Origin of the sequence: Cohnella sp. GbtcB17 (assembly GCF_019091135.1) — a bacterium.
In the GTDB taxonomy this organism is placed as follows: domain Bacteria; phylum Bacillota; class Bacilli; order Paenibacillales; family Paenibacillaceae; genus Cohnella.
Map to the genome: position 1 here is coordinate 5,706 of NZ_JAGXJW010000065.1, position 25,555 is coordinate 31,260.

The 25,555-nt window shown below is 62.4% G+C and carries 21 protein-coding genes; 17 read left to right on the plus strand and 4 right to left on the minus strand.

The features are described from left to right. Positions 1 to 302 (minus strand): peptidylprolyl isomerase (locus KVT38_RS35025; RefSeq protein ID WP_254639614.1); only part of this gene is annotated, 302 nt, incomplete at its 3' end. A 377-nt stretch (positions 303 to 679) separates the two neighbouring features. Here KVT38_RS35025 and spoIIE point away from each other — a divergent pair. Both spoIIE and KVT38_RS27705 read left to right on the plus strand, forming a co-directional pair. Next, positions 680 to 3,283, plus strand: a complete 2,604-nt coding sequence (gene spoIIE / locus KVT38_RS27700) for a stage II sporulation protein E (RefSeq protein ID WP_217596991.1) — start codon at positions 680 to 682, stop codon at positions 3,281 to 3,283. A 40-nt stretch (positions 3,284 to 3,323) separates the two neighbouring features. Next, positions 3,324 to 3,917: a hypothetical protein gene (locus tag KVT38_RS27705; protein WP_217596992.1), complete on the plus strand. Its 594-nt coding sequence runs from the start codon at positions 3,324 to 3,326 to the stop codon at positions 3,915 to 3,917. A 232-nt stretch (positions 3,918 to 4,149) separates the two neighbouring features. Here the strand turns inward: KVT38_RS27705 and KVT38_RS27710 are convergent, their stop codons facing one another. After that, entirely contained in the window at positions 4,150 to 5,208 is a 1,059-nt protein-coding gene (locus KVT38_RS27710) for a helix-turn-helix transcriptional regulator (protein WP_217596993.1), read from the minus strand. A 101-nt stretch (positions 5,209 to 5,309) separates the two neighbouring features. On the opposite strand from KVT38_RS27710, the gene KVT38_RS27715 reads away from it, so the two are divergent. The 9 genes from KVT38_RS27715 to ftsH all read left to right on the plus strand — a co-directional run bounded on the left by KVT38_RS27715 (position 5,310) and on the right by ftsH (position 17,163). Beyond that, positions 5,310 to 6,203: an SDR family oxidoreductase gene (locus tag KVT38_RS27715; protein ID WP_217596994.1), complete on the plus strand. Its 894-nt coding sequence runs from the start codon at positions 5,310 to 5,312 to the stop codon at positions 6,201 to 6,203. Between the two features lie 266 nt (positions 6,204 to 6,469). Then, entirely contained in the window at positions 6,470 to 9,181 is a 2,712-nt protein-coding gene (locus KVT38_RS27720; protein WP_217596995.1) for an Ig-like domain-containing protein, read from the plus strand. A gap of 12 nt (positions 9,182 to 9,193) precedes the next feature. Further along, positions 9,194 to 9,931 carry a hypothetical protein gene (locus KVT38_RS27725; protein WP_217596996.1) on the plus strand — a complete coding sequence of 246 codons (738 nt, stop codon included), beginning with the start codon at positions 9,194 to 9,196 and terminating at the stop codon, positions 9,929 to 9,931. A 152-nt stretch (positions 9,932 to 10,083) separates the two neighbouring features. Further along, positions 10,084 to 11,286 (plus strand): DUF6688 domain-containing protein, encoded by a 1,203-nt coding sequence (locus KVT38_RS27730; protein ID WP_217596997.1) that lies wholly within the window; start codon positions 10,084 to 10,086, stop codon positions 11,284 to 11,286. 59 nt (positions 11,287 to 11,345) lie between these two features. Next, positions 11,346 to 12,098, plus strand: a complete 753-nt coding sequence (locus KVT38_RS27735; protein ID WP_217596998.1) for a vWA domain-containing protein — start codon at positions 11,346 to 11,348, stop codon at positions 12,096 to 12,098. Further along, on the plus strand, positions 12,082 to 13,005 hold the full coding sequence (locus KVT38_RS27740; RefSeq protein ID WP_368859171.1) for a protein kinase domain-containing protein: 924 nt from the start codon (positions 12,082 to 12,084) through the stop codon (positions 13,003 to 13,005). Before KVT38_RS27735 ends, KVT38_RS27740 begins: the two co-directional genes overlap by 17 nt. Positions 13,006 to 13,028: 23 nt before the next feature. Beyond that, positions 13,029 to 14,474 (plus strand): tRNA lysidine(34) synthetase TilS, encoded by a 1,446-nt coding sequence (gene tilS / locus KVT38_RS27745; RefSeq protein ID WP_217596999.1) that lies wholly within the window; start codon positions 13,029 to 13,031, stop codon positions 14,472 to 14,474. A gap of 23 nt (positions 14,475 to 14,497) precedes the next feature. Then, positions 14,498 to 15,040, plus strand: a complete 543-nt coding sequence (gene hpt, locus KVT38_RS27750; protein WP_217597000.1) for a hypoxanthine phosphoribosyltransferase — start codon at positions 14,498 to 14,500, stop codon at positions 15,038 to 15,040. Positions 15,041 to 15,144: 104 nt separating this feature from the next. Continuing rightward, a complete protein-coding gene (gene ftsH, locus KVT38_RS27755; RefSeq protein ID WP_217597001.1) occupies positions 15,145 to 17,163 on the plus strand; it encodes an ATP-dependent zinc metalloprotease FtsH in 2,019 nt (672 codons plus the stop codon). Between the two features lie 75 nt (positions 17,164 to 17,238). Here ftsH and KVT38_RS27760 read toward each other — a convergent pair whose 3' ends face one another. Both KVT38_RS27760 and KVT38_RS27765 read right to left on the minus strand, forming a co-directional pair. After that, positions 17,239 to 18,390 (minus strand): hypothetical protein, encoded by a 1,152-nt coding sequence (locus KVT38_RS27760; RefSeq protein WP_217597002.1) that lies wholly within the window; start codon positions 18,388 to 18,390, stop codon positions 17,239 to 17,241. Beyond that, on the minus strand, positions 18,377 to 18,928 hold the full coding sequence (locus tag KVT38_RS27765) for an RNA polymerase sigma factor (RefSeq protein WP_254639615.1): 552 nt from the start codon (positions 18,926 to 18,928) through the stop codon (positions 18,377 to 18,379). The genes KVT38_RS27760 and KVT38_RS27765 overlap by 14 nt, the downstream gene beginning before the upstream one ends. Before the next feature lie 375 nt (positions 18,929 to 19,303). Between KVT38_RS27765 and nadA the strand changes: the two genes are divergently transcribed. From nadA to KVT38_RS27795, 6 genes are all read left to right on the plus strand, one after another. Continuing rightward, a complete protein-coding gene (nadA, locus tag KVT38_RS27770; RefSeq protein ID WP_368859172.1) occupies positions 19,304 to 20,284 on the plus strand; it encodes a quinolinate synthase NadA in 981 nt (326 codons plus the stop codon). A gap of 57 nt (positions 20,285 to 20,341) precedes the next feature. Then, positions 20,342 to 21,955: an L-aspartate oxidase gene (gene nadB, locus KVT38_RS27775; RefSeq protein WP_217597003.1), complete on the plus strand. Its 1,614-nt coding sequence runs from the start codon at positions 20,342 to 20,344 to the stop codon at positions 21,953 to 21,955. Then, a complete protein-coding gene (gene nadC, locus KVT38_RS27780) occupies positions 21,948 to 22,847 on the plus strand; it encodes a carboxylating nicotinate-nucleotide diphosphorylase (protein WP_217597004.1) in 900 nt (299 codons plus the stop codon). The genes nadB and nadC overlap by 8 nt, the downstream gene beginning before the upstream one ends. Further along, positions 22,844 to 23,608 (plus strand): type III pantothenate kinase, encoded by a 765-nt coding sequence (locus tag KVT38_RS27785; RefSeq protein ID WP_217597005.1) that lies wholly within the window; start codon positions 22,844 to 22,846, stop codon positions 23,606 to 23,608. Before nadC ends, KVT38_RS27785 begins: the two co-directional genes overlap by 4 nt. A gap of 75 nt (positions 23,609 to 23,683) precedes the next feature. Further along, the gene (hslO, locus tag KVT38_RS27790; protein ID WP_217597006.1) at positions 23,684 to 24,562 is read left to right on the plus strand and encodes an Hsp33 family molecular chaperone HslO; all 879 of its coding nucleotides are present in this window, start codon (positions 23,684 to 23,686) and stop codon (positions 24,560 to 24,562) included. 23 nt (positions 24,563 to 24,585) lie between these two features. Beyond that, positions 24,586 to 25,554 carry a peptidylprolyl isomerase gene (locus KVT38_RS27795; RefSeq protein ID WP_217597007.1) on the plus strand — a complete coding sequence of 323 codons (969 nt, stop codon included), beginning with the start codon at positions 24,586 to 24,588 and terminating at the stop codon, positions 25,552 to 25,554. The last annotated feature ends 1 nt before the right edge of the window (position 25,555 follow it).

Sequence of the window (25,555 nt, forward strand, 5' to 3'; positions counted from 1 at the left end):
TAGAAGCCTTGTTTACCCAGTGAGATGAAGTTGTTGACCGTATTCGGCGCAACTTTGGGATACAGCTCGACGACGATCTTGTCTCCGCTGTCCATTTCGATCGTGACGACCGGGTCGTTGTCCGAGGATGGATCGAATGAAGGCGCCGCCGATTCGGATGCGGACGCCGAAGCTGTCTCCGTTGCGGCCGGAGAGGATGCGCCCCCCGTTTGATTGTTGCGATTGCCGCAGCCCGCGACGAGCAGGAATGCGGCTGCGAGCAGGAGCAGTACGCCGACCGCTCGCGTCCTTTTCATATTCATTATTCATAAGCCCCCTTGTCCTGTTTTCACCCCCGTATCATAGCATATCGCCCGAAAGTAATTCCATGTCGCTGCGGGTCGTCCGCGATTCGCGTCCGTACGCCAAACCGTTCGCGAATGCCGTCAGCATAGCGGCCCCGATATGCCGTCGGATGGCGACGGTTTTAAACGTTTTGCAGAAACGGCGGAGCAGCCCGGGGCCGCAAAAACCGCATCGCGCCGCGATAAATCGGAACCGCGCCAAGCGCCCTTTTCAGACGTGGGATCTGTCGGAAAAAACTTTTCGTTCGCCAACGCGGTCTGACAAACTTCCTGGAAGCGCGCTTCTATAATTAAAAACATTCAAGCGATCGAACATAGGAAAGCAGGTGCCAGACATGGACAAGCCATCCGTCATTCCGTTCGTTCCCCGGTCCGGGCAAGACGCGGGCGCGGCCGCATCGGACAAGCGCAAGGCAAGCGGGAAAAGGAAAAGCAAGCAGTGGTTCGGCAGGAAGGAAGGGCCGGCAATGACGGGGGGCACGTTGGCCGCCGTCGGCCATTCGGTCGCCGCGAAGGAGCGGAGCAGCATATGGGGAACGTCGCAGGGGAGGAAACAGGGCTTGTGGCTGCTGGCGGTCGTGCTGCTCGGATTTTTGCTCGGCCGCGCCTCTATGCTGGAAGGGATTGCGCCTTTTGCGGCGGCCTACTACGGCGTCACGCTTTATATGCGCAGGGAGCATGCCTGGTGGGCGGCGATTGGGCTGATCGCGGGGAGCTTCTGGGCGCAGGCCCCGGAGCCGGCTGCGATCGCTGCGCAGATCGGCGTCATCTATCTATTGTATCGCGGGCTGGAAGCGTATGAGCGCGCAGACCTGTCCCACGCGCCGATCGTCGTCCTCGCCTCGAGTCTCCTGGTCGGCTTGTTCGGCACCGTCATGCAGGACGATAGAGGCTGGCTGCCGTATCTGCTGACGGGCGTGGAGGCCGGGCTGTCCCTTGTGCTCACGCTGCTCTTCGTGCACGCGATGCCGCTGCTGACCAAGGCCTCGAAAGCGGCGAAGCTGCGGCACGAAGAGTGGATCGGCCTCATGATCCTGCTCGCCTCGGTCTTGACGGGACTCACGGGCTGGACGATCTACGGCGTCGCGCTGGTCGCCGTGTTCACGCGGTATATCGTCCTGCTGTTCGCGCTCTCGGCGGGGCCGGCGCTCGGGACGTCCGCGGGCGTCGTCGCGGGCATTATCCTCAGCCTGTCGGATCTCGGCTCCGTGCCGCAGATCAGCCTGCTCGCCTTCGGCGGCCTGCTGGCCGGCCTGCTCCGCGAGGGCGGCAAGGCGGCCGCTGTGTTCGGCCTCCTGCTCGGCACGACGGTGCTCGCGCTGTACACGGGCAGCTCGGCCGAGACGATGGCGTCGATCTGGGCTTCGCTTGCCGCTTCCGTCCTGATCGCCTTCACGCCGAAGTCTTGGACGGACTCTATAGCACAATATGTGCCTGGTACCTCCAATTATGCACGCAATCAGCAAGAATACGCGCAAAAAGTTCGCGACCTCACGGCCGCGCGGGTCGAGCGCTTCTCGGAGGTGTTCCGCCAGCTGTCCCGCAGCTTCACCCAGATGACGCAGGCGGGGGAGACGGCCAGGCAGAACCAGGACTTCGAGCACTTTATCAACGCCGTCCACGAACGGAACTGCGCGAATTGCCACAAGCGCGGCGCCTGCTGGGACGAGCAGTTTTTCCAGACCTACAAGCTGATGACCGATCTCATGTCCGCCGTGGAGGAGCGTCCGGAGATCTCTCCTGCCGACATTCCGAAGCCGCTGCACAAGCAGTGCGTCAGAGTCCCGCAAGTGCTCGACGTGCTCAAGCGCCAGTACGAGCTGTACCGCCACGACCTGCATTGGCGGACGCAGCTGCAGGACAGCCGCATGCTCGTCGCCGAGCAGCTGTCGGGCGTCTCCCAGGTCATGGATGACCTGGTGAAGGAGATCCGGAGGGAGGCGCGCGAGCAGAGCCATCAGGAGGAGCAGATCCGCGAGGAGCTGGACAAGCTGGGGCTCGCCATTCAGCACATCGATATCGTGAGCCTCGAGGAGGGGCAGGTCGAGATCGAGATCGTCCATGCGTTCAAGCCCGGCTTCGACGAGAGCCGCAAAGTGATCGCACCGCTGCTGTCGGACATTCTCGGCGAGACCGTGTCCGTCCGCCACGAGCGAACCTCCGACCGTCCGGACCGGTTCACGACGGTGTCCTTCGGCTCGGCGAAGGCGTTCGAGGTGGAGACGGCGATGGCGGGCGCGGCCAAGGACGGCGACGTGCTCTCGGGCGACAGCTTCAGCGCGATCGAGCTCGGCAGCGGCAAGTACGCCGTCGCGCTCAGCGACGGCATGGGCAACGGCGCGCGGGCCCGCATGGAGAGCAGCGCGGCGCTGTCGATGCTCGAGCAGCTGCTCCAGTCGGGGATCGACGAGCGGCTCGCGATCAAGTCCGTCAACTCGGTGCTCATGCTGCGTTCGCCCGAGGAGTCGTTCGCGACCGTCGACCTGGCGCTCATCGATCTGTACAGCGCGAACGCGACGATGCTGAAGATCGGCTCGACGCCGAGCTTCATCAAGCGCGGGCGGGAGGTCATCCCGATCGCCGCGGGCAATCTGCCGATCGGCATCCTGCAGGATATCGAGATCGACGTGCTGCGCGTCCAGCTGCAGCCGGGCGATACGCTGGTCATGATGACGGACGGCATCCTCGACTCGCCGGGGCACGCCGTGCATGCGATGAACAAGGAACTGTGGATGAAGCGCGTGCTGCAGGAGATCGAGACCGAGGATCCGCAGGAGATCGCCGACGAGCTGCTCGACATCGCGCTCCGGCAGCATCCCGGCAGCGTCAAGGACGATATGACGGTCGTCGTCACCCGCATCAGCAAGCATCAGCCCGAATGGGCGTCCTTCCGATGGACGGGCGCATCCCGGTTCGAGCGGCCAAGGACGGTGAGCTAAGCCGATGATATTTTCAAAAATAAAAGAGGGAGCGATTCGAATGGCGCTGCGGATTCAGAGCAAGCTTGGCGGGGGTAAAAAGGTGAGGCTCGCAGACCGGACGAAACTCGGCAGAGATACGCGCACGCTGACCGACGAACGAATCGAGGCGATCGCGGAGCAAGTCTACCTGGCCGTGCGGCGGCTGGAAGCCGCGGCTGCGCGTCCGTCGCCGGATCTGCTGTCGTCGATCGCCGGAACGGCGCTGCCGATGCAGCCCAAGCGTAGTTTGGCCGATCGTCAGCGTTCGTCCGGGCTGCACCTGGTTCAGCCGCAGCAGGCGCAGGCCGGACAGGCGGCGGCCCGCGCGCCTGTGATGCCGGACACGCCGGAAGTCGCTGGAGTTGCGAAGGCGCAGGCTCAGGCGCGTATTGCGCCCAGGAAGGCGCGACGAGATCTCGCTTTTCCGATGAGCGTTAATCGCCTGAAAGGTATCTTGGCGACCGGAATGCCGGATATGCGCCGGCTTGCGCGGTCGAAGACGGCGTCCATGCAGGGAAGGCCGCATGTGGAACGCCGCAGGCGGGACGTGGATCGGCAGCAAGCGGAAGTGAGCACGACCGGGCCGCCGCAGGCGCAGACAGGCGAACGTTGAGACGGCGCACAATCCGGGCTCGTTCATGAAGCTGTCGTCCGCGGGCAGCGCGGCCGCGTAATCGCCCGCCCTCGCATTTTACCTTGTTCCCCGGCAGGGGTTCCTATAAATATACGAATCAGCGCATGCCATGCCGGCATTCGCGCACGGAGGTGAGTAACGTTTTCTGGCTCTACGACAACAAGCAATCGGTCATGATGAACAGCAGCGGCCTGGCGCCGCGTCAGTTGACTTATATTTGGCCCTGGTCCTGGGGAGCCGAGTCCGGCCCCTCGTACAGCGCCAGGAGAGCTTTTGCTTCCGAGAAAACCGAGCGGGCGAGCTCCCGGGGCGACAGCACCCGGATCGAAGCGCCGTATCCGAGGAGGATGGCAAGAGCCGAGTCGGGCGTGTGAAAATTGGCGTCCGCCGCTTTCCAGCCGTCCGAGGCATCGGCGCAAGATTGAACGCGCACGTAAATTTCCCGCGAGAATCGGGCCCAGATCTCCTCGCGAACGAGCAGACGCACCGGATAGACAGGCAGCTCGCGGCGGAACCGCGCGACCGACCGCTCCCACCACTGCGCGAGATCGAAGCTGTCCGGCACCTCGAACCGCTCCTCCAGCAGCTCGACTGCAGCGAGCCTGGAGACGCGGTAGGTGCGGGGCTCGGCATCGTGTTGATCAGCTTGGCCTCCGACACCACCGCTCCCCGCAGCCGGCGTCCCGTCCGGCTCACGACGATCCTTGACCGCCGCGAAGTACCAGGTATGCCGCTTGGCGACGAGCCCCCACGGCATGACCACGCTTACGGCGCCGTCCGCCCCTTCCCCGGACGGATAACGAATGCGCATTTTGCGTTTTTCCCATACCGCCTGCTGCACAAGTCCCAGATAGGGCGCGGGTTCTCTGGCGTCATGCCAGCCCGCGCCGTCGATGTGCAGATGCTTGCGTACATAAGCCGCTTCGTCGCGCGCCGGCCCGGCCAGCGCCGCGGCCAGCTTCGCGATCGCGTTTCCTGTCGGTCCGGCCAGGTTCAGATCGCGCACCGCGCTGGACGCCTGGAGCACCGTCAATCCGGCGATCTCGTCCGAGGTCAGCCCCGTCAACCGCGTCCGGTAACCCTCCGGCAGCATCCAGCCCCCGCGGGGCCCGCGTTCCGCGTAAACTGGGAATCCCGCCTGGGCGAGCGCCTCCATGTCCCGATGGACAGTACGCTCGGAGATCTCCAGCTTCTCCGCCAGCTCGCGCGCGCTCACCAGACGCTGCGTCTGAAGGCATTGCAAAATATAGAGCAGCCGATCGGCTCTCATCCTCATCTTCTCCTTCGCGAGAGGGTTCTTTGTCATTATAACCTTTATATATGACAAAGGATGTCTTGATTGCTGAGCTACAATGGGCCCGAACGCGACAAATGAGGAGGTTGACCAGGGTGAACGAGAAGAAGCTGGAAGGACAGATCGCAGTCGTGGCGGGCGCGACGCGGGGATTGGGAAGAGCGATCGCGGTGACGCTGGGCGCCGCCGGCGCGACCGTCTATTGCACGGGGCGGAGCGTCCGCGGCAGCTTGTCCGACATCGGGCGGGCGGAGACCATAGAGGAGACGGCGGAAATGGTCGCCCGCGCAGGCGGCACCGGCATCGCCGTTCGGACGGATCATACGGAAGAGACGCAGGTTCGCACGCTTTTCGAGCGGATCGCGGACGAACAGGGGGGCAGGCTGGATATCGCGGTTAACGACATCTGGGGCGGGGAGTCGCTCACGCAGTGGGGCGTGCCCTTTTGGGAGCACGATCTGGAAAAGGGATTGGCCATGCAAAAGCGGGCGGTCTGGTCGCATCTGATCACCGCGCGCTACGCGGCTCCGCTGCTCGTCGCAGGGAAGCGGGGACTGATGGCGGAGATCACCGACGGCTGGGATTACCGGTATCGCGGCAGTCTTTACTACAGTCTGGCCAAGATCTCCGCGATCCATCTAGCTCAAGGAATGGCAGTCGACCTCAAGCCGCACGGCGTCGCGGCGCTGGCGGGCACGCCGGGCTTCCTCCGTTCGGAGGAGATGCTCGACCTCTTTGGCGTCACGGAGGACAGCTGGCGCGACGGCGCGGCGAAGGACCCACACTTCCTGCAGTCCGAGACGCCTTACTATGCGGCGCGAGGCATCGCGGCGCTCGCTGCCGATCCGGCGCTCATGGGCAAGACCGGCGGCGTCTTCACTTCCTGGGGCTTGTCCGACGAATACGGCATCGTCGACATGGACGGACGCCGCCCGCATTGGGGCAGATACGCGGAGGAGCAAGGCTTCTAAGTTAGGAGGCGAGACTCTTGCGTCCCGGCATTGACGAGCGACCGAATCGCCGGAGAACGCTGAAAGTTTCTGGATGCGGCGACAGTCTCCGCTTCGCTTCGACAGCAAGGGACCGTTTGATGACTTTCCGTTCCGAGTCTCCCGTCTCATGAAGTCATATGACCGGCGACACTGGCTCCCGATCGTGCGAATCGGCAGAATATGGATGACGGGAGGCCGCGCCTCGCGTTCAACCTTACCGAATCGAAACGGAGATGAATAATGGAATGGCAAACAAAAACTCCTCCAACGCAGGGCAGGAACCGATGATCAAGCTTCAACCGAACGGAACGGCGCCCGTGCTCAGCTATAACGTGCCGGAGCCGACGGCTTACAGCGGCCGCAACTTCATCGACCTGCAGCTGCACGACGGCTACTTCCTGCCGACGTCGGCGCCCAAGAGTCTGCTGGGGGAAAGGCAGCTTGCGAAAAGTGCGGCTGCGGCATCGGTGTCGGAGCCTTCTTCGGCCGAGCTGCTTCTGGCAAAGCAACGGTCGGGCGAACGGATGACGACGCGCTTCGCCAATCTCACACCGGAAGAGGTCGAACGGCAGGAGGCCGAAGGCCGTAAGCTCCAAATCGTGAAGACGATGACCGGCGCGCTGTCGTACGTGTTCACGCAAGCAAGTCCGGTGACGGCGCCCGCGCTGGACGCCGCGCCTTCTATGGGCGAAGCTTCCCTGCGATCGGCGGGAGCGCCGCAAGGCGCAGAGACGGACGGCTTCGTCCCTACGATGCTCAAGATTCCCACGACGGAAGATCCGTACCCATATCCGACGGACCCGGAGCCGGAACCCGAACCGGTCCTTTTATCCGTGAGCATCGCGTCGCCCGCGCCGAACGCGATCGTATCCGGTCCCTATAACGGCGTTCCCGTGGAGATCCGCGGCTCAGCACGAGTCGTCAGCGGCGGCGGCGACATCTCTTCCGTACAAGTGCAGATCGACTCGGGAACCTTCCAGACGGCGTCGCTGTCGGGAGAAGAATGGTACTACCAGACCGTGCTCAAGACGGCGGGGACGGTGGCGATCACGGCAAAGGCGCGGCATTCCGACTCGCTGAAGACGACGTCGAGCAAGATCAGCGTCACGGTCCAACTGGCGCCTCAGCCGGATACGGTCGTGCCGACCGTGAAGATCGTCACGCCGTCCGCCGGCACGCTGCTCAGCTCCAAGGGCGGGGAGCAAGTGAACGTCACGATCGAAGGCATCGCAAGCGACGACAGAGGCTTGGCGCGCGTGGAGCTTTCCGTGGACGGCACGGCCCCGCAGCTGGCCGAGAGCGCGAACGGCTTCGCCAATTGGAAGAAGACGGTGACACTCACCGGCGGCAGCCACACGGTGGTCGCCAATGCCGTCGATGCCGCGGGCAATACGGGTACGCACAGCATCACGCTGCTCGTGGATACGGCGCCTCCGACCGTGAACATCTCCTCGCCCGCCAACAACGCCCAGATCTCGGGACCGTACTCGCAAGGCGCGGTCATCGAGGTGGCGGGCACGGCCGCGGACGCAGGCGGCATCGCTTACGTCGAGTTGGCGATCGACCTGAACCCGGTCGGCGTCCGCGCCGCCGAGAAGTCGCCGGGCGACTGGTCGGCCTGGAAGGGCACGCTCACGCTGAACGAACCCGGCAAGCATACGATTACCGCGCGTGCCTACGACAACGCGGGTAATCTGGTCGAGACGACGATCGCCGTGGACGTCACGATTACACCGGAGGTCAACTCGCGGCTGAAGCGCATTATTCTCGTCGAATCGTACCGGCTCTCTTCTTATTTGGCCAACTACGGCGCCGGACGGACGATCAAGACGTTCTCCCTACTGCCGGGCGAGAAGAGCAAGATCAGCATCCGCTCCTACGCGCAGAGCGAGTCGACGATGAAGAGCGCCGCGACGATCCTCGACTCCGTGACGGACGACATCTCCGAGGAGTTCGAGCAGTCGATCGCCAAGGAACAGGCGGACAAGAAGAACTACGAGGAGAGCAACGAGTACAAGGTAGGCGCGGAAGCGGGGGCCAGCTGGGGCTGGGGCAGCGCAAAGGTGAGCGCCAGCATGAGCGGCGGCACCAACGCGGCACGGGAGCAGTTCGCCAAGAACGTGTCCAACAATACGCAGAAGCATGTCGCCAAGGCTTCGGCGCGCCGCGACGTGCAGATCAACACGACTTATGAAGACAAGAGCACGACGAGCGAAGAGTCGACGATCGTCCGCGAGATCGAGAACATCAACGTCAGCCGCACCCTCACCTTCGTTTTCCGCCAGATGAACCAGGAGTTCATCACGCTGCTCCATCTCGTGGACGTGCGCATCGGCTACTTCACGATCGACACGGTCAACGGCAAAGAGGAGAAGGTGTACCGCGAAGTGACGCTGCCGCAGCTCGACGCGCTGCTCGAGGAGACGATCGTACCGGACAAACGCACCGAGGTGCGCAACGCCATCATTTATCAGCTGACCAATATCTTCGACTACCAGGATAAGCACCACCGGTTCGTGGAGGAGCAGCCGTTCAAGGACGAGGACGGCAATGTCATCCCGTCGTCGAATTACCTGCGCGTCAAGAAAGATTACACGTCGGTCTACCTCGACGATTCGACGGGGACGACCATCAAAGTGCCGGGCATTATCCTCGCCGCCAATCGCCATGTGCTACGGACGGACGGCATCGTCGTCGAAGCGCTGCTCGGCCAGGGCGAAGCGCTCGACAGCTACTCCCGCAACCTGCAGACCGAGTCGGTCCGCGAGAAGGAGCTGCGCAACTCGCTGCTCGAAGCCGAAGTCGAGATGAAGCGGCTGGCGGTTCAGATCCTGACCGACAAAGATCAGGCTGCGGCCCAGATCTATGCGCTGCTCAATCCCGCGCCGGTCGCTCAAGAGGACCAGGATGACGCCGGCACGGGCAGCTCCTCGCTCGTGGCCGCCGGGTCCAGGTAAGGCGGAGCCGCGATGGGAGACGCATTAAAGATCAAGCGCAACGATGGAAAGGTGCTGGAGGAGAAATCGCTCCTGCGCTCGGCAAAGGCGGCGTATGACAAGAAGAAGCTGCAGTATGCCATGGAGAAAGCGATGTCTTTGCTCAAGAAGCTGGCGAAGATGGCCGGGAGCGGCCCTTACGTGGATCATTTTTTCCGATATCACAAGGCGCACGTTCAGTATCTCGCCCAAGTCCTGTACGCCGTCGAGAAGCTGGAACCGATCGAGCAGGAGATCGAGGGCATCCGCATGAATATCGACGGCTTTCTGCGCGAGACCGGCGAGCTGATCGACGCGGCCTCGATGTTCCCGCCGGATCCGCTCTCCGAGCTGCGCAATCCGATCGTCATCCTCGAGATCGCGGCCGATCCCGCGGCCTCGGCGCTGTACGACGGGCTGCTCGACAACTACCAGCAGGCCGCGGAGCTGGCCCTGGCCGGGTTGTCCGACGCCGCCGCCTTTGGCCGGGCGATGGAGCAGGATACGCGACAGCAGGCGCAGGCGATCCTCGACAAGCTGAACGCCATGAAACCCGAGACGCCGGCGCAGCAAGTCTTCATCGGGGCCGCGAAGAAGCGGGTCGAGTTCATCCAGTTCGATCTGATGACCAAGGTGCAGGATACGCGCGGGCGCGCGGAGTCGGCGGCCAAAGGCATCGACGGGCTGCTCGCGGACGTGCGCCAGGTCGATCGGATCGGTAAACGGCAATAGCGATGCATAACGGGACGAAGCAGGGGTTAATCCTGTGTCGTCCCGTTTCCGTTCCAGGGAGCCAATTATCGATAAGGCTGATTACGTGGCGCAACCGGAATTCCCGCGTTGACGTCTACCTCTTGAGGACTGACCGGGAGGAGCCCTGTGCCATGCTGTTGTTTTATACGCCGTTTATTCTTCTTGCGCTGTCCGCCTTCGTACGGACGGTCTATACTTTCGCCCGGAAAGAGGGGCAAGCGGAGCAAGGCGAAGAGTGGACCGGCGGCCGGTTTCTCGACGGCCTGTTGCTCGCCTTCGCTTCGTTCCTGCTCATCTTCGGCTTCGTCTTTGACGGACATGGCGTGCTTGGCGGACAGCCGCTGCGTGTCTACGAGCATACCGGAATGCCCGTCGACGTTTACGCTTCCTTGTCGCCGGGACATCGGATCGTACTGGCGCTGGATGCGCTGCTCGGCTTCTTTTCGTATTGGGCGCTTCGCATCCATCACCGCCGTCTCCCCCCGATCGTTTACGTTTGCGCGCATGCCTTCCTGGTCCTCTTCATCGTTTGGACGGCCATCTACTTCGTCCATACCGGGTTCCATAGCTATGACTTTAATATAGGCTTCTCCGTGCTCCTGCTGCAGACGGGGAGCTTGACGACGGGCCTGCTCTATCTGGCGCAGCTCAAGCGATCCGTAGAATTATGGCCGCTGGCTGGACGGCAGGAGAAGGCGGGCGCCAATAGGGGGCCGGCTTGGCAGCGTGCGATGCATCGCTTCTTGAAGCGCCGGGAAGCGTCGCCTCTCCTTTGGAGCTTGCTCACATTGCCCGTTCAGCTTGTAGTCCAACTGATCTTGGTGCTGTTCGGACAAAAACCGGACGGATTCGTAAGGGCCTTTTTGGACACAAGCGGGTATCATCTGTCGAAGCTGCCGGCGCCCCCGCCGGAGATGATATCGGGAGACGGCCACTATTTATGCACGGTAGCCGCGCGCGGACATCGCCGTCTCGTCAAGCCGCTTCGCGCGGGACTCCGGCACGGCGCCGTCATCCCGGTCAATAGACAGCTCATGATCGCGAACGCGTTCGAGCACCTGCTCGAGCAGCACGCGCCCGCATTTCACCGCAGGATCCGCAGCCTTTATGACAAGTACGGTTATCCGGTCAGCAGGCACATTCGAACGAAGGTCGCGGCGGACTTCGTCTATCTGGCCATGAAACCGTTGGAATGGTTTTTTCTCCTGGTGCTGTATACGGTGGATGCCCGTCCCGAAAACCGTATCCAGACGCAGTACAGCGAATGCCGTTTTCCTGGCAACCCTTACGAGATCGACCAACGCGGCACGCCGGCCCGCGGATCGAAGGGTTAAATCTCGCGTCTCCTGGCGACACTGGAGCTAGAATGATAGCGATAGAAGGAGTGAGGCGCATGAGACAAATTTTGCTGATCACGGACGGCTGCTCGAACGTCGGGGACAGCCCGGCCATCGCGGCGTCGATCGCGCAGGCGGAGGGCATCTCCGTCAATGTCGTAGGCATCGTCGACGAAGGAGGCATCGGCGAGCAAGGAGCGCTCGAGATCGCGGAGATCGCGCGGGCGGGCGGCGGCATGAGCCGGATCGTATCGCCGGCGCTGCTGTCCCGCACGGTGCAGATGATGACGCGGCAGACGGTGCAGGGCACGATTCGCGGCGAGGTCAACCGGGAGCTGCGTCAGCTTTTCGGCGTCGAATCCGCGGCGGAGCTGCCGCCGGACAAGCGGGCGGAGATTGTGCGCGTGATGGAGGATCTCGGCGAGACGGCGGAGCTGCGCGTTGCGCTCCTGATCGACGCGAGCGCGAGCATGAAGCCGAAGATGAGAGCCGTCGAGGAGGCGGTGCGGGACCTGGCGCTGAGCCTGCAGGCAAGGCGCGGCGAGAGCGCGGTCGCGGTGTTTCATTTTCCCGGCGAGCGTTCGCATGAGGCTTGTCTGCTCGATTTGGACTGGACGGACCGCGCGGACCGCATCGGCCCAATTTTCGGGCGCATCAGCATGAAAGGGACGACGCCGACGGGCCCCGCACTTTTGCGCGTGGTGGAGTTTTTCCGGGAAACTTGTGGTAAACTGGAAACAGAACCGCAGCACACTGCGCCTGCGAGGCGCGACGATACGGACGGGATGCGGAGTGACTACGTCGTCTGACGCGCGCGTGCCGGCCGGAACGGTACTGCGCGGGAAGTGGAACGGACGTTCATACCGGTTGGAGCGCATGCTCGGGATCGGGGCGAACGGGCAAGTCTATATGGCGGTCAGCGGACTGCGGACCTACGCGCTGAAGATCGGCATGCAGCTCGAAGACCTTCAAGCGGAAGCGAACGTGCTCGCCTCGCTGGACGGGCGGGAGCGGAAGCGTCCGCCTTTTTTGCTTGATGTGGACGATGCGGAGTGGCAGGGCCGGCTTCTGCCGTTTTACGTCATGCAATATGTGCCGGGCGTGCCCGTGAAGACGTACTTGGCCGAGCATGGCGGTGCCTGGTACGGCGTCGTCGGATATCGGCTGCTGAACCGGCTCTCGGAGCTGCATGCGGCGGGCTGGGTATTCGGCGACGTCAAGAGCGACAATATCCTTGTCACCGATTACGGCCGCGTTTCGCTTGTCGACTACGGCGGCATGACGGCGATGGGACGCTCGGTCCGGCAATTTACGGAAGTGTACGACCGGGGCTACTGGTCGGCGGGGAGCCGCACGGCGGATCCGTCCTACGACGTGTTTTCCGTGGCGGTGCTATGGATACATGCGCTCGACGGCAAGCGCCTGCTGCACATGACCAAGATGCTGCTGCCGCAGAACCGGCACCCGCGCGAGCTGATGGCGCTGGTCCGCAGCCATGCCGAGCTGAAAAAGATGGAGAACTGGATGGAGCTGGCGCTCTACGGCAAGTTCAAGGACGCTCGCGAGGCGTCCGCGCACTGGCGCGACCGCATGCGGGCCGCGGCTGAAGAAGCGGTCCACAACAGTCGCGGCAAGGTGCCGGGATGGATGGCGGGCTTGTTCGCCGCCTCGCTTCTGCTGTGCGTGTCCGCTGCCGCGTTCTGGCTGCTTCAATAGAAGGGGAATTGGGGGAAGTACGAGTGGAGGCGCAAGACGATTTGGCCGTCCGGGTCGCGAGGTCGCTGAAGGATACGTTCGGCATCGGCCCGGGCGCGCGCATCGTCGCAGGCGTCTCCGGCGGACCGGACTCGATGGCGATGCTGCATCTGCTGCGGTCCGCCGCGGTTCGGGACGGCTTGCTCGTCGTCGCCGCGCACGTCAACCATGGATTCCGCGGGACGGAGTCCGACGCCGAAGCGGCGCTCGTGCGCGAGACTGCGGTCGCCTGGGGGATCCCGTTCGAGCTGGCCGAGATCGATATGCCCGCGTATATTGAAGCGACGGGCATGAATTCGCAGGCCGCCTCCCGGGAGCGCAGATACGCGTTCCTGCGCGAGGTCGCGCGGCGTCACGGCGCCAGGACGATCGCGGTCGCCCACCATGCGGACGATCAGGCGGAGACGGTGCTCATGCGGGTGCTGCGCGGAAGCGGCGTGACCGGACTGGCGGGCATTCCCATGCGGCGCGCCGAGGAAGAGTTGGAACTCATTCGCCCCCTGCTGCGTATAACCAAGAACGAGCTGATCGCTTACAACGAGCGGCACGGCGTGCCGTACGCGACGGACAGCAGCAATGCGAAGACGCATTACGTCCGGAACGCGATTCGGCTCGAAGCGCTTCCTTATCTCGAACGGTACAATCCGGATCTGCGCGCTGGGTTGGCCCGCCTGGCCGAGCTTGCGTCGGCCGACGACGAATATATGGAGGCCGAAGCCCGTCGCGCGCTGGCTGCGGGGGCCGGACGCTCGGGCGAAGGATGGCGGCTCGACGCGCGTCACGTCCGGGGGCTTCACCTTGCTTTACAACGCAGAATGATTAAACTAATATTAAATGGTCTTGCAGGACCGCATGCCCAGGCTCGATTCGAGCAGGTGGAAGAGATCTTGGCGATACTGACCGCAGAGCGGCCGGACGTCGCCCGCATCGACATCGGGAGCGGGCTTGTGCTGCTTCGGGAGTATAGCCATGCGTACATAGGACCCGTGCCGGACGCGCAAGCCGGCTATGCCTACGTCGCGGAGCTTCCCGCGCGTTCCGATCGGCTCGAGGTGGCGGTGCCGGAGTGCGGCCTTGTATTCCGGTTCAGCCGGGAGGCCGGGATTTGCGACCCTTCGCCGGGCTCCCGCTGGGAGGCCTTTTTTGACGAGACGGCGCTTGCGATGCCGCTTGCGGTGCGCAGCCGGAAGCCGGGAGACCGGATGGAGCCCTTGGGACTAAACGGCTCCAAGAAGGTGCAAGATATACTCGTCGACGCGAAGGTTCCCCGCAGCCTGCGTCACCTGAAGCCGCTGCTTGTCGACGGCGAAGACCGCATTCTCTGGATGCCCGGTCTCAGGCGCTCGCGCCATGCCGTGCCGAAGCCGAACTCGGGAGCGGGAGCGATCATCCGCGTGACATGTTCGGAGTCAAGCCATCATACCGTTTAATATCGGCCCGGGAGGTCCCAGCATTGCAGAATGACATTCAAGAAGTACTTTACTCGGAAGAGCAGATCCAATCGAAGGTACGGGAATTGGGAGCCGCCGTCAGCCGCGATTACGAGGGGCGCAACCCGCTGGTAATCTGCGTGTTGAAGGGCGCCTTTATTTTTATGGCCGACCTGTCCAAGAACATTACGACCCCGATCGAGCTGGACTTCATGGCCGTATCGAGCTACGGCAATTCGACCCGCTCCAGCGGGGAAGTTCGCATCGTCAAGGATCTGGACACTTCGGTCGAGGGACGCGACATTCTGATCGTCGAGGACATCATCGACAGCGGCCTTACGCTCAGCTATCTGATCGACGTGCTCGAGCGACGCAATGCGAAGTCCGTCCGGGTCGTCGCGCTTTTCGACAAGCCGGGCCGCCGCACCGTCGATCTGAACGCCGACTACACCGGCTTCAGCATTCCCGATGCGTTTGTCGTCGGTTACGGTCTCGACTATGCCGAGCATTACCGCAACCTGCCTTACGTCGGCATTTTAAAAGAAGAAATTTACTCGAACCGCTGAGTACTGCAGCCTTCCGATGGTTTTTCCGCGCAGCCGCGCGTTTTATTGAGATACCAAGACAGGCTATGGTAAAATGATGAAAGCGTGTCGGGAGGAGGTCAGGGATGAATCGGTTTATCCGGAATACGGGATTTTATTTGCTTATATTTTTGGTGACCGTCGGCATCGTTCAGTTCTTCATCGGCAAGAATACGACGACCGAGCCGCTCACCTACAATCAGCTCATGACTGCGATCCAGTCGAAGACCATTCAGGACCTCGAGATGCAGGTCAACCGCGGCACCTATCTGCTGACCGGCCACTTCAAGGAGGGGCAGGCGCCCGAGGGTCACAAAGGCGAGGCCTTCTCGACTCGGATTCAGACCGAGCGCGACGCCGAGACGATCAACGCAGCGGCGGTGGAGCAAGGCTTCGAGCTTAAGAACAAGGCGATGCAGGGCGAGAGCTTCTGGCTGACGTTCCTCACCTCCATCATACCGTTCGTCATTATGTTCATCCTGTTCTTTTTCCTGATCAATCAGGCGCAGGGCGGCGGCGGCAAGGTGATGAATTTCGGCAAGAGCAAGGCCCGTCTCTATAATGAAGAGAAAAAGCGCGTGACGTTCGAGGACGTGGCGGGCGCGGACGAAGAAAAGCAGGAGCTCGTCGAGGTCGTCGAATTCCTGAAGGATCCTCGCAAGTTCGCTGCGCTCGGCGCCCGCATTCCGAAGGGCGTCCTGCTCGTGGGCCCTCCGGGTACCGGTAAGACGCTGCTGGCTCGCGCCGTTGCTGGCGAAGCCGGCGTGCCGTTCTTCAGCATCTCCGGTTCGGACTTCGTCGAGATGTTCGTCGGCGTAGGTGCATCCCGCGTTCGCGACCTGTTCGAGAATGCGAAGAAGAACGCGCCATGTATCATCTTTATCGATGAGATCGACGCCGTTGGCCGTCAACGGGGCGCAGGCCTCGGCGGCGGACACGACGAGCGCGAGCAGACGCTGAACCAATTGCTCGTCGAGATGGACGGCTTCGGCGCGAACGAAGGCATCATCATCGTCGCTGCCACCAACCGTCCTGACATTCTCGACCCCGCGCTGCTTCGCCCGGGCCGCTTCGACCGTCAGATCACGGTCGACCGTCCGGACGTCAAGGGCCGCGAAGCGGTGCTCAAGGTTCACGCGCGCAACAAGCCGCTGTCCAAGGACGTCAAGCTGGGCACGATCGCCAAGCGGACGACCGGTTTCACCGGCGCCGATCTGGAGAACCTGCTCAACGAAGCGGCACTCCTGGCGGCGCGCAAGAACAAGAAGGACATCGCGATGCAAGAGGTCGACGAAGCGATCGACCGCGTCATCGTCGGTACCGAAAAGAAGAGCCGCGTCATCAGCGACCGCGAGAAGCGAATCGTCGCTTATCACGAGTCCGGTCACACGATCGTCGGCTTCTTCCTGGAGCACGCCGACATGGTGCACAAGGTGACGATCATCCCGCGCGGACGCGCAGGCGGCTATGTCATCATGCTGCCGAAGGAAGACAGCCTGCTGGTCACGAAGCAAGAGCTGCTGGACAAAGTCACGGGCCTGCTCGCCGGCCGCGTCGCCGAAGAGCTGTTCATCGGCGAGATCGGCACCGGCGCTTACAGCGACTTCAAGCAAGCAACGGGCATCGTGCGCAGCATGATCATGGAATACGGCATGAGCGACAAGCTCGGGCCGATGCAGTTCGGCGCGACCCAGGGCCAAGTGTTCCTCGGCCGCGATATCGGCCATGAGCAGAACTACTCCGATGCGATCGCGTACGAGATCGACCAAGAGATGCAGATGATCATCCAGACGTGCTACGATCGGGCGAAGAAGCTGCTCACCGAGAAGAGCGCCGAAGTTCACCTGCTGGCCAATACGCTGCTCTCCCAGGAGACGCTCGAGTTGGAGCAGATCAAAGCGCTCATCGAGAAGGGCGATATCAACGCCGTATCCGATGGCGACGGCGGCGATTCCGGCGGCGAGCCGACCGGCGTAGACCCGACGATCGACACGCTCGGCAGCAACGTCCGCGTCCGCATCACGCCGCGCGACGAAGAGTCGAGCGCCAACCAGACGCCTCCGACGCCGGATCAACGGAACGACGAGGACAACGAACCGAAGTAACGAGGATCAACCAAAAACCCGCGGTTCCGCTGCACGATGCAGCGAATCGCGGGTTTTTCGCGCGCTAACCTGCTGTTATCCAGGTCTGGTCAACGAGATGAAGCGCACCTTGCCGTCCTCAAACAGCAGCTGGAAGCGAAGCGCATCGCCGACTCGATAAGACCACGCCGTCTCTGTCCGGGCATTCGGCAAACCGAGCTTGGCGATGACTTCGGCTGGCGTCAAGCCGACTTGGATGCCATCAGTCGTCGCGTAAGCTAGATCATACGTTGTGAAAATGATGGCGTCGGATAATTTGATGACATCCGGATCGGCATATTCGCGAGCAGGCTGCGTTAGCGACTGTATCAATCCTTGCTTCCCAGAACTGCCGTCAAAGAAATAGATGCCGGAGGATAGCGGGAGAAACTTCTTTTCCCAGCCTGAATAATCCTGACCGCCGATGTCGAACCGGCTCTGCTCATACATTCGGTCCGTAACTTGGCCCGCTTGTGCTGCGGTTTCATTTTTAGCCTGCTCGTGAAGTCGGTCGATCGCCGCCCATACGCCGGTCGGATTGACGTACTGCTGCACAAGCATCCATACCTGGTCGTTTGCCAATATCCGCCTATCAGGTGTCCCGTACGTATTGCTGCTCGGATCGTAGGACATGGCAAAGGAGCCGCCTACAGTCGTGAAGGTCATCGTATACGCAGTGGGCACCCAGGCATGCTCCGGCCCCGGCGTGATCGAAGCGGCGGCCATATCCAAAGCGGTTAGATTGCTCAAAATAACGTTTAACCGATCCTTCGGCACCTCGAAGGGCTGCAGTCGATGCTGATTGTCCTCGATCGTAATGCCGACCACGTCTTCGGGCTTAAATGGCAGCTGCTTGCCCAGCACGCCCGACAAGCGTTCGATCACAATCGGTCGGGGAGCCGCGTCCGACACAGAGGAGACTGTAGCGGTCAGCGTTGAAGAAAAGGTTGTCGGGTTCAGCTTGCGAAAGGAAAAGTCTCCCCAATAGCTGAGCAAAAGGGTTCCCGCGACTATCACTGCCGCTACACCGACCATTGTCGCAACTGGAAGCGGACGTTTGTTTCGGTCCGATCTTCGACGCTTATGTTCAATCTTGCCGTTGACCGCGGCCTGCTTGATGGCAGTCATATGGACTTCCGTGAAGCCCGGCGTGCGGCTTGCATCCACTTTCAGTTTTTCGTACCAAGGCGGCAAGCTATCTTTTTTCATGTCCGGACGCCTCCTCTCTAAGCCTGATCATGCGTTGTCTGGCGCGAGAGAGCCTGGACTTCACGGTGCCTTCGGACAAGTCGAGGAGGAGCGCAATCTCCTTAACCGAAAGTTCGTACCTCGCCTGCAGCACAAGCGCCTCGCGCAATTTGACGGGGAGCCGCATGACGTCTCCCCATATCTCGTTGGATAAGGAACGCCTCAGCGCTTCGGATTCGGCGGAAGGACAGGCTTCATGCGCGCGCGGGTCAATGCGGTCCATTAAGGTAACGCGACGCATAAAGGCCGAACGCAAGCGATTGAGCGCCGTATTTCGCGTGATCGACAGCAACCAGGTACGCACGGAGGAGGCTCCGCGGAACGTATCGATTTTCCGATAGGCGGCGAGAAATACGTCCTGGGAGATGTCGTCTGCCAGCTCTCTGCGCTTGGTCAGAACGAAGGCGAGGTTCCACACCTCGGACCCGTATTGCGCCATCAACTCGCGAAGCCCGCCGGCATCCATATTTTCAATGTAGGACCAGTGGGATTCATCCAAGCTCGCAACACCTCCCTCCGATTAGACACCGCAAAAGCAAAAGAGGTTCCGTTTTAGACAAAAAAGAAACCGGGATGCGCGTCCGCACCCGATTCGTGACTTCGCTAACTATGAATGCGGTTTCGCAAAGGTTCAATTGCAATGCGCTGGATTTTTTGCGATCGCTCGAATGGCCTGCGTGTAGGAACGCTTGTTCCACTTGTGTCCGGTCTGCGGAAAAGCCGACAAACAGGCAGAAAACTTCTTCCAAAAATCTGTGAACATTCATTGACAGTGCCTCCCGGCAAGTGTAAATTTATTGTTGACTCACCGACGGAGGTTGCCATTTTGGCATCCCGTTTTTGTTAAGCGGCCTAATTTGTGCTTATTTTCACAATTAACCATACCCAGGCGTCAACGCCGCAGGAGGAGACCACCATGGAAGCTTTAGCCCTTGAACGCAAAGCTGAGCAGAACCGCGAGCTGCGCGAGCGCCTGGCTCAGCTGAAGAAGGAACGCAATGCCATCATTCTGGCTCACTATTACCAGCGCGACGAAATTCAAGAGGTGGCCGACTTCCGCGGAGATTCGTTCCTGCTCGCCCAGAAGGCCGCGCAGACGGATGCCGACGTCATCGTCTTTTGCGGCGTGCACTTCATGGGCGAGAGCGCCAAGATTCTCGCGCCGCACAAGACCGTGCTTGTCCCCGACGAGCGCGCGGGCTGCCCGATGGCGGACATGGTCAACCCGATCGGTCTGCGGGAGCTGAAGGCCAAGCACCCGAACGCCAAGGTCGTGACCTATATCAACTCGTCCGCGGACGTGAAGGCCGAGACCGACATCTGCTGCACGTCGGCGAATGCGGTCAAGGTCGTCAACTCGGTCGAAGGCGACGAGGTCATCTGGTGCCCGGACAAAAACCTGGGCCACTACGTGCAGCAGCATACGGACAAGAAGATGATCATCTGGGAAGGCTACTGCAACACGCATGACATGCTGACCGTCAAGGATGTATACGAGATGCGGGCGAAGTATCCGAACGCGCAGTTCGTCGTCCATCCGGAATGCCGTCCAGAGGTCGTCGAACTTGCCGACTTCGTCGGCAGCACGACCGGCATCCTGAAGTATTGCCGCGAATCGAGCCACAAGGAGTTCATCGTCGGCACCGAGGACGGCACGGGTTACCAGCTGCGCGTGGACAGCCCGGACAAGACGTTCCATTTCGCAAGCAAGTTCCTCGTCTGCCCGAACATGAAGGTCAACAACCTGAAGAAGGTCGTCAAGGCGCTCGAAACGATGCAGCCGCAGATCCATGTGCCGCAAGACGTCGCCGACAAGGCGCGCCTGTCGCTCGAGCGCATGCTGCTCGTCAAGTAACCTGGAGAGATCGATCGGGAGAGACCAATAACTTCATGCGGGGAGTCGCAGAGGGCCATGATACCACGTTATATCGTCGATTTCGATCCGGCGGCGCTTGAGACCGTACAGACGGATATGATCATTATCGGAGCCGGGATCGCGGGCCTGTTCACGGCGCTTCAGGCGGCCAAAGACCGCCGCGTGCTCATGATCACGAAAAAATCGCTGTTCGACAGCAACACGCGCTACGCGCAGGGCGGCATCGCGGCCGTCATCTCGGAGGACGATTCGCCGGAGTTCCATCGCCAGGATACGCTGATCGCGGGCGCGGGGCTGTGCGATCCCGAGGCGGTAGACGTGCTCGTGCACGAGGGGCCGGACGGCGTCCAGGCGCTGATCCAATACGGCACGCACTTTGACGAGGAGGACGGACACCTCGCCCTGACCAAGGAAGGCGCGCATAGCCAGCGCCGCATTCTGCACGCCAACGGCGACGCAACGGGCTACGAGATCGTGCGCGCGCTGGCAGCCAAGGTGCAGACCGTGCCGAATATCGAAGTGTGGGACGACCACTTCGTGCTCGATCTGCTCACCGAGGAAGGCGAATGCGTCGGTGCGCTCGTGCAGAAGCCGGACGGCTCGCGCGTGATCGTGCGGGGGGCGGCCACCGTCCTTTGCTCGGGCGGCACCGGGCAGTTGTACCGCTACACGACGAATCCCGAAGTCGCGACGGGCGACGGCATCGCGATGGCTTATCGCGCCGGCGCGGTCATCCGCGATATGGAGTTCAACCAGTTCCATCCGATGCTCCTATGCAACCCGGGCGCGCCTCGCTTTCGTCTCTCGGAAGCCGTGCGCTGCTTATGCGCGGTCGTTCGCAAAATCCGAGGCGAGCGCTTTATGGACAAATACCATCCGCAGCTCGAGCTGGCGCCGCGCCACATCGTGGCGCGCGCGATCTTGAGCGAGATGGAGCTGACCAAGTCGACATACGTTTATATCGATATTACCCACGAGACGCCGGATCTCATCAAGCATCGGTTTCCGAATATTTATGAGTTTTGCCTGAATTATGGCCTCGATATGACGACGGATTGGATTCCAGTGGCCCCGGCTGCCCATTATATGATGGGAGGCGTCCGCACGGACATGAACGGCGAATCGAGCATCCCCCGGCTGTTCGCCTGCGGCGAAGTCTCGTCGACGGGCGTGCACGGCGCGAACCGGCTGGCGAGCAACTCGCTGTCCGAAGCGATCGTGTTCGGCCGCCGCATCGTCGAGCGGGTTCGCTTGCTCGCGCCGCTCGCGCTTGAAGCGCGCACCGGGTACGCTTCCGATCGCATCGGTGCGCCTGCGGGCAAGATGGCGGAGCGCCGCCTGAAGCTGCAAAAGCTCATGGTGCGCTTCGCCGGCCTCAGGCGAGAAGCCCACGGCCTGACGAAGGGACTCGAAGAGCTGCGCAGGCAGGCGCCGTTGTACCAGACGGAGATGACGACGCGCGAGGAGTTCGAATACGCGAACCTGCTCACCTGCGCGACGTTGATGATGGAGGCGGCCCTCATGCGCGAAGAGAGCCGCGGGGCGCACTACCGGGAGGACTTCCCGGACAAGGACGATTCGTTCTGGCGCAAGCATACGCTGATGCACAGGGAACGGGGCATCGGAGAGGAGTTCATAGGCGATGTTTGAATCGGAAAAGGACTGGGAGATCGCGGGACCCGCGGTCGACGCCGTGAAGGCGCAGCTTAGAGCGTGGCTGGCCGAGGATATCGGCAGCGGCGACGTGAGCACGATGTCGACGGTGCCGGCGGGCCACCGGTCGAAGGGCATCATCCACGCCAAGGAAGCGGGCGTGCTGGCGGGCATGCCGCTCATGCGCCTCGTCTTCGGCGTGATCGACCCTTCGCTCGCGGTCGAATCGCGCGCGCACGACGGCGACCGCGTCGAGCGCGGCACCGTGCTCGCGGTCGTCGAGGGCGCTACGCACAGCATCCTGACGGGCGAGCGACTCGCGCTGAACCTGCTGCAGCGGCTGTCGGGCATCGCGACCAAGACCCGCGTCTACGTCGACGCTGCCGAAGGCTATCCGGCTCGGATCGCCGATACGCGCAAGACGACGCCAGGCCATCGCACGCTGGAGAAGTACGCCGTGCGCATCGGCGGCGCATACAATCACCGCTTCGGCTTGTACGATGCGGTCATGATCAAGGATAATCATATTAAGGCGGCCGGCGGCATCCCCGCCGCCGTCGCTTCGGCGAAGTCGCGCATCCCGCACACGATGATGATTGAGGTGGAGGCCGAATCGCTGGAGCAGGCGCTCGAAGCCGCGCGGGCAGGCGCAAACGTCGTTATGTTCGACAATATGTCGCCCGAGCAGATGAAGACCGCGGCTGCCGAACTGCGCGCCATCGCGCCGTATATCGTGTTGGAGGCTTCCGGCGGCATCCGGCCGGAGCGGGTGCGCGAGGTGGCGGCGTCCGGCGTGGACGTGATCAGCGTAGGCGCGCTGACGCACTCGTTTAACGCGCTGGACATCAGCCTGGACCTGAACGAAGTCAAGAAGGGGGAAGTCTCTTGATTCTGGTCGTCGACGTCGGGAACACCAACATCGAGCTCGGCCTGTACGAGGGCTCGGAGCTTCTCCATCATTGGCGGCTCAGCACGAACCGCTCGGCGACGGTCGACGAGTACGGGATCATGCTGACCAACCTGTTCAGCATCGCGGGCATCCGGGCGGACGAGATCGACGGCGTCATCGTCTCGTGCGTCGTGCCGCCGCTCATGCCTACGCTCGAGCGGCTGTTCGTCAAGTACGTCGGCCGCGAGGCGCTGGTTGTCGGACCGGGCATCAAGACCGGCCTCAACATCCGGTACGAAAATCCGAAGGAGGTCGGCGCCGACCGGACCGTCACCGCGGTCGCGGGCATCGAGCACTACGGCGCGCCGCTGGTCGTCGTCGCCTTCGGCACCGCCACAACCTTCGATTATATCGACCCGTCGGGTGCGTACCTGGGCGGGGTCATCGTGCCGGGCATCGGCATCTCGGCCGAGGCGCTGTACCAGCGCGCCGCGCGCCTGCCGCGCGTCGAACTGGCCAAGCCGCGCGCGGTCGTCGGCCGCAACACGGTCGCGGCCATTCAATCCGGCGCAATCTACGGCTATGCCGGGCAAGTGGACGGCATCGTGAAGCGGATCTGCGCCGAGCAGCGCTGCACGCCGCGCGTCATCGCGACTGGCGGTCTCGCGGAGCTGATCGCGGGCGAGTCGGAGACGATCGAATCGGTCGATTCGATGCTGACGCTGGAAGGATTAAGAATCATTTACGAACGCAATCTATAGGAATCCCGGCCGTCGTGCGCCCGATCGCGGGCGGACGAGCCGGCCTACGACAACAGTGGCAAAGGAGCGGATGAAGTGACGGACGAACTGATCAGAGGCACCGCCTGGGGCGGCGCCGTGCGCGTATTCGGCGCGAAGACGACGGAGCTCGTGCGCGAGCTCCAACGCAGGCACGACACGTTCCCGACGGCTTCGGCCGCGCTCGGCCGGACCGCGACGGCGGCGGCCATGATGGGCTTTATGCTCAAGGGAGACGAGAAGCTCACCATACAGGTGAAGGGCGACGGGCCGATCGGCCAGATCGTCGTGGACGCCAACGCAGCCGGCGAAGTCAAAGGCTATGTAGATTATCCGCATACGCATCTGCCGAGCAACAGCCTCGGCAAGCTGGACGTATCGGGCGCGGTCGGCAAGACCGGTTTTCTCAATGTGACCAAGGATCTGGGACTTAAAGAGCCGTACCGCGGCAGCGTGCCGCTCATCTCGGGCGAGTTGGCCGAAGACTTCACCTACTACTTCGCGGCATCCGAGCAGACACCTTCCGCCGTCGGACTGGGCGTACTCGTCGATACCGACAATACGGTGCTGCACGCGGGCGGCTTCATCATTCAGGTGCTGCCGAACATTACCGACGAGCAGCTGGCGCGTCTTGAGCAGGCCGTCGCGGCGATGCCCCACGTCACCGCGTTGCTCGACCAGGGCGAGACCGCCGAAGGGATCGTGCGATTCCTCGTCGGCGACGATCTGACGATTCACGATACGATCGAGCCCAAGTTCGTCTGCCATTGCTCGCGGGAACGCGTAGAGCGGACGCTCGTCAGCATGGGCGAGGCGGAGCTTCGCAAGCTGATCGACGAGGACGGACAGGCCGAAGTGAAGTGCCATTTTTGCAATGAAGCTTATCAGTTCGACGGCGAGCAGCTTCGTGTGATTCTGGAACGCGCGACTTCTTAATATAGCGAAGGAGGGATACGGCCATGTGGCAGACGAAGCGGCTGGGGAAGCCGATCGTTCTGCTTGCCCTGACGTGGGCGCTGGCTGCCGAAGCGGGCTGCACGGCCAAGCCGGCGCATACGGCGGAGCCGCCCGGCACCGAGCCGATCCCATCGGGCTCGATGACGGGAGCTCCGGGAGGAGCGGGCGATACCGTGGCGATCGTTGGGGAGACACGCATCACGCGCAAGCAGCTGCTGGACGCTCTGCTGGGCGCGTACGGAGAGCAAACGCTGCGGACGATGATGCTTCGCGTGGCCGTTCAGAAGGAAGCGCAGGCTGCGGGCATCTCGATTGCGGAGGATGCGGTGGATCGTGAGCTTCGCAAGGCGAGCGAAGGCTACGAGAGTCTGGAAGCGTTCTATGATGCCCGCCGACAGCAGCTGGGCATGTCGCGCGAGGACGTGCGGGACGATATTCTTTATAAATTGCAGCTGGAAGCGCTCGCGATTCGCGGCGTCGTGGCGACGGATGCGGACGCGGACCAGTACATGACCGATCATCCCGAAGAATTCGCGCCGAAGGAGGAGCTGAAGCTCTCTCATATCGTCGTGGAGCGGCAGAAGGACGCCGAGCATCTGCTGGACCTGCTGCAGCAAGGCGAGGACTTCGCGAAGCTGGCTGTCGAGAACTCGCAGGATGCGGATACGGCCGCGGACGGCGGCAATCTGGGATGGGTCGAGACCGGCGACCCGTTCGTAGCGCCCGAGCTGCTGGCGGCGGCAGTGAAGCTGGAGATCGGGGAAGCGGCGGGACCGATCCGCACGGACGCAGGCTACGAGGTCGTGCTCGTCGCGGGCCGGCGGGGCACGGGGGAGCAGGACGCGCAGGCGGAGCGGGAAGAGGCGAAGCGCCAATACGCGCTGTCGGTGGCGCCGCCGCTGTCCGAGGTCGAGCAGTCGCTGCTGGACAAGTACGGCGCCAAGGCGATGGACGGAGCGCTTGAGTATTAGA